This window comes from Methylocystis sp. WRRC1 (assembly GCF_020733155.1).
Taxonomy (GTDB): domain Bacteria; phylum Pseudomonadota; class Alphaproteobacteria; order Rhizobiales; family Beijerinckiaceae; genus Methylocystis.
Genome location: NZ_JAJFZJ010000001.1, coordinates 1,688,152 through 1,702,264, shown reverse-complemented (window position 1 = coordinate 1,702,264; position 14,113 = coordinate 1,688,152). Strand labels below are relative to the sequence as shown.

The window sequence follows — 14,113 nt, the reverse complement described above, 5'->3', positions numbered from 1 at the left end:
CAGACGCGGGCGCCGGGCGGCGCGCATGCAGCTATCTAGTCGAAGAAGGCTGAAAGCACAGTCCCCGTCATGTCGTCTTCATGACAATTTCGGACACGCGAGCCTATGCCGCCGCGCCTTGCGCCAGCGCGGCGATGACCGGCCAGCCGACGCTGCCCGCGGGATCGAGCGCGGCGAGCGTTCGCAAATGCCCCTCCGCGACGTTGCGGGCGCCGCGTTTCAACTCGATGAAGCTCAGCGCCTTGAGCGTGAAGAGCGCGAAACGCGCCGGTCCTTCCGCTTGCGACTGATCTTTCGGCCAAAGCTGCGGATCGCTCGGCCAGCCAGCCTGACGCGCGGCCTCCTCCATGCCGGCGAGAGCCATGCTCCGCGCCATGTCGAGATTGCCCATGTAAGTGTGGATTTTGTAGAGACAATAATAAGCGGCGAGGGCCTCGGGCGCGAGATCGAGGGCCGCGCGGAAGAGGCGGTCCGCGCGAATCCGGTCGCTGCGATAGGCGACGACGCCCTGCTGCAAAAGCGTGTCGACAGGTCCGGGCAATACGCCGAAGTCCACGCCTTCGGCTTCCTTGAAAATATCAGTCATAAATGCCGCGTCGCAAACACGGCGCCAGTTCGCGGCCGATTTTGCGCTGCGGCGTAGAGGAGCTATTAACGCGGGCCATGGCGCAGGAAATTGAAAACGACACGGTCGACCGCCGGGCGCTCGACCATGAGCCTTATGCAATTGCGGCGGGGCTCTTTGTTCTGTGCGGGCTCATGCTCGCCTTTCCGTGGCTCTCGGGCCGCGTCACCATCCCTTGGGACTCCAAGGCGCATTTCCTGCCGCAATTCGCCTTCCTTGCCCATGCGCTGCATTCCGGCCAGTCGCCCTTCTGGACGCCGAACGTCTTCGCCGGCATGCCGCAGATCGCCGATCCGCAGTCGCTGATCTTCTCGCCTTTCTTCCTCGTCGCCGCGGCGCTCGTTCCCGAGCCTTCCTTCGTGCTGGAGGACGCCATCGTCTTCGGCATGCTCGGCATGGGCGGTCTCGCGCTGATGGCCTATTTCCGCGATCGCGGATGGAGTGCGGCGGGGGCGTTGCTCGCCGCGCTGGTCTTCGCCTTCGGCGGCTCGGCGGCCTGGCGGATTCAACACACGGGCCAGGTGATGAGCCTGTCGTGGTTTCCCGTCACACTCTGGCTATTGGCGCGCGCGCTCGACCGGCGCTCCGCCGGTTATGGCGCGGCGGCGGGCGCTGTCGCGGCTTTCCTTGTGCTCGGGCGCGATCAGGTCGCCTATCTGAGCGTCCTGCTGCTTGCCGCCTATGCGCTCTACCGCGTCGCGACCGACGAGGAGCCGATCCTCACCGCGCTCGCGCCGCTTCTTGCAGGCGCCGCCGTCGGAAGCGCCATCATCGCCGCGCCGCTCGCCTTCACGCTGGAGCTGGCCGCGAACTCCAACCGGCCGGAAATCGATCTGGAGGGCGCGCACAAGGGCTCGCTGCCGCCGGGCTCGTTCCTCACGCTCATCTCCGCGAACATCTTCGGCACCAATGGACCGCTGAAGGATTTCTGGGGGCCGCCGGCCGCGGTCTTCGGGACGACCGATATTTTCCTCGCCCGCAACATGACGGACATCTACGCGGGCGAATTGACGCTCGCCGCGATCATCGCGGCGCTGGGCGGACGCTTCTTCGCCGACAGGGAGGCGCGTTTCTTCTCCGGCGCCGCGATCTTCTTCGCGCTCTATGCGCTCGGCCGTTTTACGCCCGCCTTTCAGCTCTTCTATCACATCCCGGGCGTCGATCTTTGGCGCCGGCCCGCCGACGCGACCTTTCCTTTCGGCGTGACGCTGGCGATTCTCGCCGGCTACGGATTCAGCCTCATCGAGCGCGGCGAAGTGAAACCGCGCGCGCTCCGGCTCATGGGCGGGATGCTCGCGCTCTTCGCATTCGCCGCCGCTGTCGCGATTGCGAAGGACCATCTGGCCCAGGCCATCGAGCCGCTCGCAATCAGCGCGCTCTTCGCCTTGCTCGCGATCATGCTCGTTCTGGCGACCGCGGCGGGCAAATTGCGCGGCGGCGCCCTGCTCGGCGTCGTCGCCGCTCTGATGACCGTCGATCTCGCCGTCGGCAACGGCCCCAACGAATCGACCGCCCTGCCGCCCGCGCAGTTCGATGTGCTGCGCGCCGATTCGAAAGATCCGGTGATGGCGTTCCTGCGCGAGAAGCTGAAGGAAAACGCGGCGCCCGACCGGCGCGACCGGATCGAACTTGCGGCGATCGACTTCCATTGGCCGAATGCGACGCTGGTCCACGGGCTCGACCATGACCTCGGCTATAATCCGATCCGGCTCAAAATCCTCGAGGACGCGACCGGCGCCGGCGACCATCTCGCGCTGCCCGAGCAGCGCGAATTCTCGAAACTCTATCCGGCCTATCGCTCTCCCATGTCCGACATGCTGGGGCTGCGCTTTATCGCGACGGGCGCGCCGGTCGAGCAGATCGACGAACATTACAAACCCGGCGATCTCGTCGAACTCACTCAGATCGGCAAGGTCCACATCTACGAGAACAAGACCGCCCTGCCGCGCGCGCAGGTCGCGACCTGCGCCATGCACGTCGATTTCAGGCAGATGCTCGAAAGCGGCGAATGGCCGGAAGCCGACTACCGCGAGACCGTTCTGCTGGAGGAGCCGCCGCTCTGCCATTCACGCAAGGACATGTCGCCGGACGCCGCCCGGGCGCGAATCGTTTCCTATGGCAATACGGACGTCACGATCGAAACCCATGCCCCGCCGGGCGGCGGCTGGCTGGTGCTCAACGACGTCTGGCATCCCTGGTGGTTCGCGACGCTCGACGGCGAAGAGGCGCCGATCCTGCGCGCCAATGTCATGTTCCGCGCCGTGGCGATTCCGGAAGGCCAGCACGAGGTGCGCTTCGCCTTCCAGCCGATTCGGGGGTTGCTGAGGGAGATCGCCGGCAATTAGGCGATCCTCGCGTAGACCGCTTCGATCCTCGCTCCCCGGTTCAGCCCGCTGTGTATCGTGAGCGCCAGCTCCTGCGCGCGCGCCGCCGCCGCGAAGCGCTCGACCAGGCGCCGCGCCGCCGCCTCGCTCTCGACGAAGGCGAAGCCCGTCGGCCCCCACGAAGTCTGGCCGACGCCGGTCGCGCCCTCCGCAAGGAGCCCTGCGACGAGCTGCTCGACTTTCGCGCTCGTGTAGCGCCGCCCGCCTTGCGCGGGCGCGAAATAGTCGCCTACGATCTCCTGAATGCGCGTCACGGCGGCGCCGAAGGGCGCAAGCTCGCGCTCCGCCAGCGCGGGCAGCGCCTGCATCAGCACGAGACGGCAAAGCTCGCCGCTGGCGGCCTCGCTCAGGGGCGGCAGGGTCGCGAAGGCCTCGCGCTCGTCCGATCCATGCAGCCCGACCGCGGTCGGATCCGAAACCAGCAGCACGCGCCAGTCTTCGGGAAACTCCGCCCGGGCGATCACCGGCGGCGTCTTCGTCTGCGGCCCGCGGCCGCCGTCCACCACGACGCCCCCCGTTGCGAAGAGTCCCGCGCCCAGTCCCGAGCGCGCGCCTCTCGACGTCATCGCCGCGTCGGCCGCGGGGTCGTGCGGCAAATCCTCGAGCCGCCGCAGCGCCGCCGCCACGGCGAGCGCGAGCTGTGTGCCGGAGCCGAATCCCGAATGGGCGGGAATCGCCTCATGCACGACGAGCGAATGGCGCGCATCCGGCGTGAGCGCCGCCTGGGCCTTTTCCAGAAGTCGCGCCGCCCGCTCGCTTTCCGGCCCCTCGACGCGATTGGCGGGCGCCCGCGTCAGCGTCAGCCGCGTCGCAGGCGAGTCCAGCGACAGGCCGAGGCCGCCGAACTTGCGCCCCAGACCGCCGTTCATGTCGAGAAAACCGAGATGCAGCCGCGCCGTGGCCGTGACGCTTGCCTGTGCCGACATGTCGCTCCCTTACCGATCGAGCAAGACTTCGCGCCGGTTTAGGCTATATCTGCCTCAGGTGAAAGAAGTTGAGCCGGGGTCGCCGGCAGGGAGACGGAAATGTCGAAAGAAGAGCGCGCCTATCCGGAGAACGAGGTCCTCGCCCGTCTGGAGCTGGAGCTTCCCCACTGGCGATATGAAAACGGCTGGATCCGCCGCAAGTACAAGACCCACAGCTGGAAGGGCACGCTGATGGTCATCAACACCGTCGGCCATCTCGCGGAGGCGGCGTGGCACCATCCCGACATCGCCGCGTCCTACGCCTGGGTCGAGGTGAAACTTATGACCCACACCGCGAAGGGCATTACCGACAAGGACTTCGAACTCGCCCGGAAGATCGAGGAAGTGGTCTGTTGGCGACCCGGCCAGGCCGGCGGGGCGCTGGAAGGCACGCCCGAGCACGATCAGCGATTCGCCTATATCAAATATGACAATTGAGACGGCCATGACCTTCGACCGGGCGACGATCGCGGCTGCGCGCGACCGTTTCTTCGCGCCCATCGGCAAGCGCCCGGTCATCATGGGCATCGTCAACGTCACGCCGGACTCCTTCTCCGACGGCGGGCTGTTCGTCTCGAAGGAGGCGGCGCTGGCGCAGGCGAGGAAGCTCGCGGCCGACGGCGCCGACATTGTCGACGTGGGCGCCGAATCGACCAGACCGGGCCACACGCCCGTCCCCGCCGGGGAGGAATGGGCGCGGCTCGAACCGCTGCTCGCCGCGCTGGTGCGGGAGGCGGGCGTTCCGGTGTCGATCGACACTTATAAAGTCGCGACGGCGCGACGGGCGCTCGCCGTCGGCGTGGGCGTGGTGAACGACGTCTGGGGCCTCCAGCGCGATCCCGACATGGCGCCCGCCATCGCCGAGGCCGGCGCGGGCGTCGTCATCATGCACAATCGCGAGACGGCCGACCCCGAGATCGACATCGTCGCCGACATGCAGCGGTTCTTCGAGCGCTCGCTCGACATCGCCCGGCGCGCCGGCGTGCCGGAGGCGCATGTGGCGCTCGATCCCGGAATCGGCTTCGGCAAGAGCCGGCGGCAGAACTACGAGGCGCTTAGGGCGATCCCTACACTGCTGCGCATGGGGTTCCCGCTTCTCATCGGCGTTTCGCGCAAGTCCCTGTTCAAGGGCCTGCCCGACGGCCTTGTCGAGGGGCGGCTGATTGGGACGCTGGCGGCGAATCTCATCGCGGCGGGCGATGGCGCGCAGATCTTCCGGGTCCATGACGTCCTGGAGCATCGGGCCGCATTCGAGGTGTTTTCGGCGTTGCGCGGCGCGCCGGAGCGGGAGTGACTCATGCGGGTGGGATTCGGTCTCGGCAGCAATATCGGCGACAAGCCGGCCAATATCCGGCGGGCGCTCGGCCTCCTGGAATCACGGGAGATCGCGCAGCTCTCTGCGGTGTCGCGCATCTACCGCACTCCGCCCTGGGGCGATACCGACCAGGGCGATTTCGCCAACGCCTGCGCGATCGGCGAAACGAAGCTCTCACCCTATGAGCTGCTGGCCGCCGTCAAGAAAATAGAGGCCGACATGGGGCGTGAGCCGAGCCGCCGCTGGGGGCCGAGGCTGATCGACGTGGATATCCTGTTTCTGGGCGATCACACCCTCGACGACCCCGAACTCACCCTGCCGCATAAGGAGCTGTTCGGGCGCGGTTTTGTCCTTTTGCCGCTGGCGGAGATCGCGCCCGATCTTGTGCTCGATGGCGCGCCGATCGCAGATGCCCTGCAGGCGGTGGAGAGGGCCGGCGTCAGGCCGTGGGAAGAGGGTTAACGACCCCACCCCGGATGGCTGGGAATACCGCATTGCAGCATCGTTCGCCGGGCGGTATCGGAAATGTCTTCATAATTGTTTGTTTCAACCGAGTTCACCAGCTTTTTGCGGTGTCACAGAAAGAGCCCTTCTTGTCGGCTTTCAGCCCCAAAGGGTAGTTTTTCTCCTATCCACTGGGGTTGCACTGACTATTCGATAGACAGTTTTTAGCTATACCAAGGGATATTGTGATTAATTTGGGGAGGGGGAATTGTTGGGCCACGCTAAGCGGGGTCTTTGAACTGGTCCGAGAGGGTCTGTTTTGGGCTTTGTCTTAGGCGGCGACGTCGGTGTTCGTCCGATAACAACAAGCGGCTGTGCCAGGGTTTGGTTTGAGGGTTTCGATCTTCGGGCTGGATTTTTGGAAGGCTGCGGCAAGACAAGGGCGGTGAGGCGCGGATCTACTGAGATAGGTTGCGCCCAACGTTTACGAAAACGAGGACGAAGCAGCTCTGTTCTGGGAGGCGGAGCGATACCGGTCACGCGCATATCCCTGGGAGCACATAGGAGGAGTTAAAATATGAGCTCGACGACAAGCGCGGCTGCTGGCGCAGCTGCAGAAGTAGAATCCGTAGTCGATCTGCGTGGCATGTGGATTGGCCTCGTGCTGCTGAACGTGTTCTATCTGATCGTTCGCATTTACGAGCAGGTCTTTGGCTGGCGCGCGGGTCTGGACTCGTTCGCTCCGGAGTTCCAGACGTATTGGATGTCGATCCTGTGGACGGAGATTCCGCTTGAGCTGGTTTCGGGCCTCGGCCTTGCCGGCTATCTGTGGAAGACCCGCGACCGCAACGTCGACGCTGTTACGCCTCGTGAAGAGATGCGCCGTCTCGTTGTCCTGGTCCAGTGGCTTGTCGTTTACGGCATCGCCATTTACTGGGGCGCTTCGTTCTTCACGGAGCAGGACGGCACGTGGCACATGACGGTGATTCGCGACACGGACTTCACGCCGTCGCACATCATCGAGTTCTACATGAGCTACCCGATCTACTCGGTTATCGCGGTTGGCGCGTTCTTCTATGCGAAGACCCGCATTCCGTATTTTGCTCATGGCTACTCGCTGGCGTTCCTGATCGTCGCCATCGGCCCGTTCATGATCATCCCGAACGTTGGCCTGAATGAGTGGGGCCACACCTTCTGGTTCATGGAAGAGCTGTTCGTTGCTCCGCTTCACTGGGGCTTCGTGTTCTTCGGCTGGATGGCTCTGGGCGTGTTCGGCGTCGTCCTTCAGATCCTGATGCGCATCCATGCCCTCGTCGGCAAGGAAGGCGTCAAGCTCCTGACCGAGTAATGACGATGGCCGCCCGCGCCGAGCGCGCGGGCGGTTTTCTCGGCGGACCTGAAGTTTCGGACAATTTGCGGGGTTTGGCTGCTCGCCTGGCGGCGACGGTTTCCTGGAGTTTGGCCTGAATTCGGGTTCACGAAAGAGAGACGCCGCGGGAACGCGGGGTGGAAGGGGATCTGGACGACGTCATTGGAGCGCCGTCCGGGAGCCGGTCCGGGGAGCGAAGAGCCTTCGGTCTGGTCGCAAAAAGAAACTCGCGCGTTTTGAAGCGCTCGAGAAACACCAAGGAGAAGAGTGATGTCACAATCGAAAAGCGGGGGAGCGGTCGGACCGTTCAACTCCGTCGCCGAGGCGGCGGGTTGCGTTCAGACGGTCGACTGGATGCTTCTTGTTCTGCTGTTTTTCGCCGTTCTCGGCGGTTATCACGTCCACTTCATGCTGACGGCGGGCGACTGGGACTTCTGGGTTGACTGGAAGGATCGTCGTATGTGGCCGACGGTCGTGCCGATTCTGGGCGTGACCTTCTGCGCGGCGTCGCAGGCTTTCTGGTGGGTCAACTTCCGTCTTCCGTTCGGCGCCGTTTTCGCGGCTCTGGGCCTTCTGATCGGCGAGTGGATCAACCGCTACGTCAACTTCTGGGGCTGGACGTATTTCCCGATCAGCCTGGTGTTCCCGTCTGCTCTGATCGTTCCGGCGATCTGGCTCGACGTGATCCTTCTGCTGTCGGGCTCCTACGTGATCACGGCGGTTGTCGGCTCGCTGGGCTGGGGTCTGCTGTTCTATCCGAACAACTGGCCGGCGATTGCGGCGTTCCATCAGGCGACCGAGCAGCATGGTCAGCTGATGACGCTTGCTGACCTGATCGGCTTCCACTTCGTCCGCACGTCGATGCCGGAATACATCCGCATGGTCGAGCGCGGCACGCTGCGCACGTTCGGTAAGGACGTTGTGCCGGTTGCGGCGTTCTTCTCGGGCTTCGTCTCGATGATGGTGTATTTCCTGTGGTGGTTCATGGGTCGCTGGTATTCCACGACCAAGGTCATCGACACCATCTGATGCGGGCTGTGGTCCGCGGTTCGGAAGGGTCGCGGTCCCCGCCTGGAAAAGGAAGAACGCAAACTGGATCAGGTTTGTCCATCGGGTTGGCCTGACGGTTTGCGGATGAAAAAATCGGCTGGCGCGCGAGGCGCCGGCCGGAAGAGGAACCTGGGAGGTTTGTTCATGAAAAAGCTAGTCAAGCTCGCCGCCTTTGGCGCGGCGGCTGCTGTGGCGGCGACGCTTGGAGCGGTTGCTCCGGCCTCGGCGCACGGCGAGAAGTCGCAGCAGGCGTTCCTTCGCATGCGCACGCTGAACTGGTATGACGTTCAGTGGTCGAAGACGACGGTCAACGTCAACGAGGAAATGGTTCTTTCGGGCAAGGTTCACGTCTTCTCGGCGTGGCCGCAGGCCGTTGCGAACCCGCGCGTTTCGTTCCTGAACGCCGGCGAGCCCGGCCCGGTTCTGGTCCGCACGGCGCAGTTCATCGGCGAGCAGTTTGCTCCGCGTTCGGTGTCGCTGGAGATCGGCAAGGACTACGCCTTCTCGATCAACCTGCGCGGCCGTCGCGCCGGCCGTTGGCACGTTCACGCCCAGATCAACGTCGAAGGCGGCGGCCCGATCATCGGACCCGGCCAGTGGATCGAGATCAAGGGCGACATGAAGGACTTCACCGACCCGGTGACGCTCCTCGACGGTTCGACCGTTGACCTCGAGCACTACGGCATCAGCCGCGTTTACGCGTGGCATCTGCCGTGGATGGCGGTTGGCGCCGCGTGGATCTTCTTCTGGTTCGTCCGGAAGGGCATCATCACGTCCTACATCCGCGTTGCGGAAGGCAAGGCTGATGACGTCATTGGCGATGACGACCGCCGCATCGGCGCGATCGTCCTTGCTCTGACGATCCTCGCGACGATCGTTGGTTACGCTGTGACGAACTCGACCTTCCCGCGCACGATCCCGCTTCAGGCCGGCTTGCAGAAGCCTCTGACGCCGATCGAGACGGAAGGCACCGTGGGCGTCGGCAAGGAGAATGTGACGACCGAGCTGAACGGCGGCGTCTACAAGGTTCCGGGCCGCGAGCTGACGATCAACGTCAAGGTGAAGAACAACACGTCGCAGCCGCTGCGTCTCGGCGAATACACCGCCGCTGGCCTGCGCTTCCTGAACCCCGACGTGTTCACGACGAAGCCGGACTTCCCGGACTACCTGCTGGCCGACCGCGGCCTGTCGGTTGACGCGACCCCGATCGCGCCGGGCGAGGCGAAGGAGATCGTCGTGAAGATCCAGGACGCCCGTTGGGACATCGAGCGTCTGTCTGACCTGGCTTACGACACCGACAGCCAGATCGGCGGCCTCCTGTTCTTCTTCTCGCCGGACGGCAAGCGCTACGCCTCCGAAATCGGCGGCCCGGTCATTCCGAAGTTCGTCGCCGGCGATATGCCCTAAGCGTCCTTCAAACGACTGATACAATCGACCGGCCGGATGAAAATCCGGCCGGTTCCTTTTTAGGGCGATGACGAACGCAAGCAGACATTCGCGACGGTTGCAGTCGTCGCTCACCCCTTATTTCAATTTTGTGATTTTCCTGAACGGCGCCTTCGGCAAGGGCAAACCGACCTGACAAATGACGTGTCGTTCCGGGAAAACTGGCGCCACACTGAAGTCGCCGGCCCGTAGCGGTCAATCGCGGTTGCGACACTCGATCCTTCCGATTACGAGGCGGAAAGAAAGCATCGACGTTGCGGGCGGTCGCAACCCTCCTCCCGGAATCGCAGCCGATGTCCTTCCCGCGAGCGCCGGCTCATCGATTGCCGTCGACCTCCCGCGTCCAAGTCGAGATTGAACAAATATTCGCCGACCATAGCGGCCCGCGATTTTCGCCTCCTGAGACGAACCCCCAGAAGCGGGCTCGCGCCGCCGCTTTCCGCTGCGGGGCATCAGGGTCGTAAAATCAAAGCGCCGAAAATTTATCCCGACCAGTGCGAGAGCCCGATGCGGGACTCATCCGTAAGATCGAATCAAACTGCCAGCCAGCAAATTCCAGCCGTCGATCAGGATGAAGAAAAGGATCTTCGCCGGCAGCGATATCGTCGCGGGCGGCAGCATCATCATGCCCATGGACATGGTGAGGACGGCGACGATGATGTCGATCGCGAGAAACGGGACCACGATCAGAAATCCGATTTCAAAGCCGCGCCGAAGTTCCGAAATCATGAAGGCCGGGATGAGAACGGAAAGTTGCAACTCTGTCTTGCCCTTTGCCGAGGGCTCTGCTTTGCGAAGATCCTCGAAAAGTCGAATATCCTTGTCGCGGACATGCGCAATCATGAACTCCCGAAACGGAGCTGAAATCTTTTCGAAGGCTTCGACTTCAGTGATCTTGTTCTCGACGAGTGGTTTGACTCCCGAAGACCATGCCTGATTCATCGCCGGCGTCATCACATAGAAGGTCATGAACAGCGCCAGGCTGATCAGGACGAGATTCGCCGGCGTGCTTTGCAGACCTAGCCCCGTGCGAAGGAATGAGAGGGCAATCGCGAAACGGGTGAAGCTCGTCACCATGATGAGCAAGCCCGGCGCAATCGACAAAACGGTCAGCGCGCCCAGCAGTTGAATTATCTTTCCGCTCGACGACGCCGCGCCATTTGGCAAGAGCGCGTTGAGATCCAGTCCCTCGGCAGCGAAGGCGAATGAGGGCGTCATCATGACGCCGATGATCAGCAAACGATTCATTGAACGACCATGGTTTCGATGATGAATTCCTTAACCTTCCGCTCCGAACGAATCGTTGCGCGCTCGCCAAGTTCTTCCTGCAGCCGACGAAGGCCGTCAGACCCTTCGAGGCTCGAAATGGAGGCCGTGCGCAAAAATGCGGTGATGTCGGCGGTGAGCTCGGCGATGAGCTTTTCGGCGTGTGGAAGCTCTTTCGGGTCATAAACGATCGCGGCCTGAAGCCGTATCCAGCTGGATTCCGGCTGCGCCAGATTCGTCACGATCGCCGGAAGCTCCTTCACTTCGAAGGAAGCGAGGTCCGGCGCCTTCTTCTTTGCATCGCCATGCCCGCCGCCTTTCTTGTGAGGATCGCCATGCGCGTCCGCGTGTTCGCTTCCGGCGTCCGGCGGGGGATTTTGTGCGGCCTGTCCCGCGGGCGGCGGGGCGGCGAGGGTATAGCCCAGAAAGGTGCCGCCGCCGCCGCCAATGAGGGTAAGGAGAAGCAGCGGGATCAGCGTCTGCATCATTCCGGGCTGAGCAGGGGATCCGGATTTCTTGTCATCGACCGCGGCCATGGTCGTCGTCTCTCAGAACGGAACGAAAGTGTCGTAGAGCTGCTGGCCCCACGCCGGCTGCTGAACTTCGGTAAGTCGACCGCGACCGCCGTATGAAACGCGCGCTTCCGCGATCTTGTCGTAGTTGATCGAATTGTCCTTGTTGATGTCGCGCGGCCGCGCCACGCCGCCGATGCTCAGCACCCGAAGCTCCTGGTTGACGCGTATTTCCTGCGAGCCGTGCAGAACCAGATTACCGTTCGGCAGAACCGCTGTGACGACGGCGGCGAGCGTGAAACGAATCTGTTCCGAGCGGTTGATCGTGCCTTGCCCTTGCGTTTCGGTGCTCGAGTCGATGTCGTTTTGCCAGGCGCCGGTCTGCTTCGTCTGCGAATTCGTCGGACCGCCGAGCATTGGCACGAGGTCGAGCAGAAATGTCCATTTGGATTTGATCTTCGCCTCGCGCGATCGATCGGTCGAATTGCCCAGAATGGCTCTGTCGTTCATCTCGATCACGACGGTCACGACGTCGCCCACATTCATCGCCCTGATGTCGTGGAATAGATTCACCCGATTTTCGTCGATGCGCATGCCCGGGCCGAGCACTGCATTTTGCAACGCGCCGACCGGAATCTGATCGTCGTGAAAATTGAGGCCGCTGCCGACGGGCGTCATATGTGGTTCGCGCGTGAAGTCGCGGGGATCTGTGGCGCAGCCCGTGAGAAGCGCGGCCGAAAGACAAAGAAGAGCGGTTTTTTTCAAGGCTTTTTTCCGTCATTCGCCGGGCGCTGTTGCGCGATCCGCTTGGCCAGCGCCGCTCCGCGCGCGGCGTTCATCTCATTGAGAATCGCGCTCGCCGCTTTCGCCTTCAGCCGCAGCAGCAGCGCCGCGGCGATATCGTCGTCGAGTTCAGCGAGTTGCGCCGCCGCCGCGTCGGGCTGCATTCCCGTGTAGAAGGCGACGAGCGCGTCATTGGTTTTGCGTTCGAAGGATTCGAGCTTGTCGAGCTGCGCGGCCACTTCGACCTGTTTCGCTTCCAGCGCCGCCAGTTTCTGACTGAGCTGCGCCTCCATTTCGGTAAGCAGTTTTTGCTGCCGCGCGATCCTTGCCGCCTCTACGGAAGCGGCGATGTTGGAGCAATATTGCTGCTGTTCACGCGGTGAATGAACGGGCGCGCGCGCCGCGGCGGGCGCTTCTTGGGACTCTGCAAGACTGTCGCGTGATGGATGCGTGACGCCCAGCGCCGCCGTTACACAGGCGAAAAGCCAACTTCTGCGGCGTGACGAGCTTTTACGCATCATGCGTCCGTGACGAATAGCTGATGTTATCCCGCTACAAGCTTTGGCCGCTTTACCTTGTGCGTGACTTGAGCGCTTTGTGCACTCGCTAATGCGACGCGGGCCGCAGCCCGACGACGCTCGCGATTTCGCCGATCGCATCGATGCTCGGCTCGCCATGCGGCGACTGTTTCAGAGCTTCGTATAGGCGCGGCGCCAATTCGATCGCGCGGTCGAGCGCGGCGTCGGCGCCGGGCTGATAGCCGCCGAGCATGCGCAGATCGCGCGTGTCTTCATATTTCGAGATGAGCGCGCGACATTCATTGATCAGATCGCGCTGCTCCCCGCTCCAGACGCGATCGGCGAGACGCGAAATCGACTTCAGAACATTGATCGCCGGATAACGCCCCTGCTCGGCAATCTCGCGTTCCAGCACGATATGGCCGTCGAGCGTCCCGCGGATGCAGTCGGCGATCGGGTCATTGTGATTGTCGCCGTCGATCAGGACGGAGAAAATCGCGGTGATCGCGCCGCCGCCCTCGACGCCGGGTCCCGCGCGCTCCAGCAGGCGCGGAAGATCTGCGAAGACGCTCGGCGCAAATCCGTTGGCGACCGGCGGTTCGCCCGCGGAAAGCGCGATCTCGCGCAGCGCATGGGCGTAACGCGTCACAGAGTCCATGATGAGGAGAACGGACTCGCCGCGATCGCGGAAATATTCCGCGATCGATGTGGCGGTGAGCGGCGCGAGGCGGCGCATCATCGGGCTTTCGTCGCCTGTCGCGACAATGGTGATGGCGAGATTGGAGCGGTCGCCGAGAATCTCGTCGAGAAAATCGCGCACCTCGCGCCCGCGCTCGCCGACGAGGCAGACCACAACCGCGTCGAAGGCGGCCGAGCGGCTCATCATGGCCAGAAGCGTGGATTTGCCGACGCCCGACCCCGCGAAGACGCCGACGCGCTGGCCGCGGCACAGCGGCGTGAAGGCGTCGACCACGCGCACGCCTGTCGGCGCCGGATCGCGCACGCGGCCGCGCGACATGGCCTTGGGCGGCGACGCGTCGACGGCGCGCCGCGCCTCGCCGGGCGGCGGCGGCTCGCGGCCGTCTATCGGGGCGGCGAAAGCGTTGAGGACGCGTCCTTTCCAGTCGGGATGCGGAGCAATCTCGAACGGTCCGGTTCGGGTCACGCGCGCGCCGAGCCCGACGCCGGCGTGACTTTCGAAAGCCTTGATCAGCGCGCCGTCGCGATTGATGCGGATCGCCTGCGCGGGAAAGCAGCGGTCATGCCCTTCGAGCATCACGCAATCGTCGAGCCGCAGAAAGGGAGACAGGCCCTCGACGCGAAAATGCGAGGGAAAGGCTTCGGTCACGACGCCGCGAATGCGCACCCAATCCTTTTCCTGCGCATAAAGATCGACAGCCTTTCGCAGGCGGGAAAGCGCGTCGTCCCTCATCCGA

14 protein-coding genes are annotated in these 14,113 nt (G+C 63.6%); 7 read left to right on the top strand and 7 right to left on the bottom strand.

The window, feature by feature from the left end; all coding sequences use genetic code 11:
* Positions 1-103: 103 nt before the first annotated feature.
* Positions 104-586 carry a M48 family metallopeptidase gene (locus tag LG047_RS08205; protein ID WP_227966247.1) on the bottom strand — a complete coding sequence of 161 codons (483 nt, stop codon included), beginning with the start codon at positions 584-586 and terminating at the stop codon, positions 104-106.
* Between the two features lie 77 nt (positions 587-663).
* On the opposite strand from LG047_RS08205, the gene LG047_RS08200 reads away from it, so the two are divergent.
* Positions 664-2,970 carry a YfhO family protein gene (locus tag LG047_RS08200; protein WP_227966246.1) on the top strand — a complete coding sequence of 769 codons (2,307 nt, stop codon included), beginning with the start codon at positions 664-666 and terminating at the stop codon, positions 2,968-2,970.
* On the opposite strand, the gene LG047_RS08195 is transcribed toward LG047_RS08200, so the two are convergent.
* Positions 2,967-3,935 carry a beta-ribofuranosylaminobenzene 5'-phosphate synthase family protein gene (locus LG047_RS08195; RefSeq protein ID WP_227966245.1) on the bottom strand — a complete coding sequence of 323 codons (969 nt, stop codon included), beginning with the start codon at positions 3,933-3,935 and terminating at the stop codon, positions 2,967-2,969. The two genes, LG047_RS08200 and LG047_RS08195, sit on opposite strands and share 4 nt — an antisense overlap.
* A gap of 99 nt (positions 3,936-4,034) precedes the next feature.
* On the opposite strand from LG047_RS08195, the gene LG047_RS08190 reads away from it, so the two are divergent.
* The 6 genes from LG047_RS08190 (at position 4,035) to amoB (ending at position 9,559) form a co-directional block, all read left to right on the top strand.
* A complete protein-coding gene (locus tag LG047_RS08190; protein WP_036283691.1) occupies positions 4,035-4,412 on the top strand; it encodes a 4a-hydroxytetrahydrobiopterin dehydratase in 378 nt (125 codons plus the stop codon).
* Between the two features lie 7 nt (positions 4,413-4,419).
* Entirely contained in the window at positions 4,420-5,268 is an 849-nt protein-coding gene (folP, locus tag LG047_RS08185; RefSeq protein WP_227966244.1) for a dihydropteroate synthase, read from the top strand.
* 3 nt (positions 5,269-5,271) lie between these two features.
* Positions 5,272-5,751 (top strand): 2-amino-4-hydroxy-6-hydroxymethyldihydropteridine diphosphokinase, encoded by a 480-nt coding sequence (gene folK / locus LG047_RS08180; protein ID WP_227966243.1) that lies wholly within the window; start codon positions 5,272-5,274, stop codon positions 5,749-5,751.
* A 559-nt stretch (positions 5,752-6,310) separates the two neighbouring features.
* Entirely contained in the window at positions 6,311-7,081 is a 771-nt protein-coding gene (gene amoC / locus LG047_RS08175; protein ID WP_084678888.1) for a bacterial ammonia monooxygenase, subunit AmoC, read from the top strand.
* 291 nt (positions 7,082-7,372) lie between these two features.
* Positions 7,373-8,131 carry a bacterial ammonia monooxygenase, subunit AmoA gene (amoA, locus tag LG047_RS08170; RefSeq protein ID WP_036281738.1) on the top strand — a complete coding sequence of 253 codons (759 nt, stop codon included), beginning with the start codon at positions 7,373-7,375 and terminating at the stop codon, positions 8,129-8,131.
* 165 nt (positions 8,132-8,296) lie between these two features.
* On the top strand, positions 8,297-9,559 hold the full coding sequence (amoB, locus tag LG047_RS08165) for a bacterial ammonia monooxygenase, subunit AmoB (protein ID WP_036287217.1): 1,263 nt from the start codon (positions 8,297-8,299) through the stop codon (positions 9,557-9,559).
* A gap of 555 nt (positions 9,560-10,114) precedes the next feature.
* Here the strand turns inward: amoB and fliP are convergent.
* The 5 genes from fliP to LG047_RS08140 all read right to left on the bottom strand — a co-directional run bounded on the left by fliP (position 10,115) and on the right by LG047_RS08140 (position 14,109).
* Positions 10,115-10,846, bottom strand: a complete 732-nt coding sequence (gene fliP, locus LG047_RS08160) for a flagellar type III secretion system pore protein FliP (protein ID WP_227966242.1) — start codon at positions 10,844-10,846, stop codon at positions 10,115-10,117.
* Positions 10,843-11,400, bottom strand: a complete 558-nt coding sequence (locus LG047_RS08155) for a flagellar basal body-associated FliL family protein (RefSeq protein ID WP_227966241.1) — start codon at positions 11,398-11,400, stop codon at positions 10,843-10,845. Before LG047_RS08155 ends, fliP begins: the two co-directional genes overlap by 4 nt.
* Before the next feature lie 12 nt (positions 11,401-11,412).
* Positions 11,413-12,141 carry a flagellar basal body L-ring protein FlgH gene (locus tag LG047_RS08150; protein WP_036283680.1) on the bottom strand — a complete coding sequence of 243 codons (729 nt, stop codon included), beginning with the start codon at positions 12,139-12,141 and terminating at the stop codon, positions 11,413-11,415.
* Positions 12,138-12,680 (bottom strand): MotE family protein, encoded by a 543-nt coding sequence (locus LG047_RS08145; RefSeq protein WP_227966240.1) that lies wholly within the window; start codon positions 12,678-12,680, stop codon positions 12,138-12,140. The genes LG047_RS08150 and LG047_RS08145 overlap by 4 nt, the downstream gene beginning before the upstream one ends.
* Positions 12,681-12,765: 85 nt before the next feature.
* Complete coding sequence (locus LG047_RS08140) at positions 12,766-14,109, bottom strand: FliI/YscN family ATPase (protein ID WP_227966239.1); 1,344 nt, start codon at positions 14,107-14,109, stop codon at positions 12,766-12,768.
* Positions 14,110-14,113 lie beyond the last annotated feature (4 nt).

Bases quoted from the DNA above. Each gene is read 5' to 3' on its own strand.
- LG047_RS08205 (WP_227966247.1), bottom strand. From the start codon at position 586: ATGACTGATATTTTCAAGGAAGCCGAAGGCGTGGACTTCGGCGTATTG.
- LG047_RS08200 (WP_227966246.1), top strand. From the start codon at position 664: ATGGCGCAGGAAATTGAAAACGACACGGTCGACCGCCGGGCGCTCGAC.
- LG047_RS08195 (WP_227966245.1), bottom strand. From the start codon at position 3,935: ATGTCGGCACAGGCAAGCGTCACGGCCACGGCGCGGCTGCATCTCGGT.
- LG047_RS08190 (WP_036283691.1), top strand. From the start codon at position 4,035: ATGTCGAAAGAAGAGCGCGCCTATCCGGAGAACGAGGTCCTCGCCCGT.
- folP (WP_227966244.1), top strand. From the start codon at position 4,420: ATGACCTTCGACCGGGCGACGATCGCGGCTGCGCGCGACCGTTTCTTC.
- folK (WP_227966243.1), top strand. From the start codon at position 5,272: ATGCGGGTGGGATTCGGTCTCGGCAGCAATATCGGCGACAAGCCGGCC.
- amoC (WP_084678888.1), top strand. From the start codon at position 6,311: ATGAGCTCGACGACAAGCGCGGCTGCTGGCGCAGCTGCAGAAGTAGAA.
- amoA (WP_036281738.1), top strand. From the start codon at position 7,373: ATGTCACAATCGAAAAGCGGGGGAGCGGTCGGACCGTTCAACTCCGTC.
- amoB (WP_036287217.1), top strand. From the start codon at position 8,297: ATGAAAAAGCTAGTCAAGCTCGCCGCCTTTGGCGCGGCGGCTGCTGTG.
- fliP (WP_227966242.1), bottom strand. From the start codon at position 10,846: ATGAATCGTTTGCTGATCATCGGCGTCATGATGACGCCCTCATTCGCC.
- LG047_RS08155 (WP_227966241.1), bottom strand. From the start codon at position 11,400: ATGGCCGCGGTCGATGACAAGAAATCCGGATCCCCTGCTCAGCCCGGA.
- LG047_RS08145 (WP_227966240.1), bottom strand. From the start codon at position 12,680: ATGATGCGTAAAAGCTCGTCACGCCGCAGAAGTTGGCTTTTCGCCTGT.
- LG047_RS08140 (WP_227966239.1), bottom strand. From the start codon at position 14,109: ATGAGGGACGACGCGCTTTCCCGCCTGCGAAAGGCTGTCGATCTTTAT.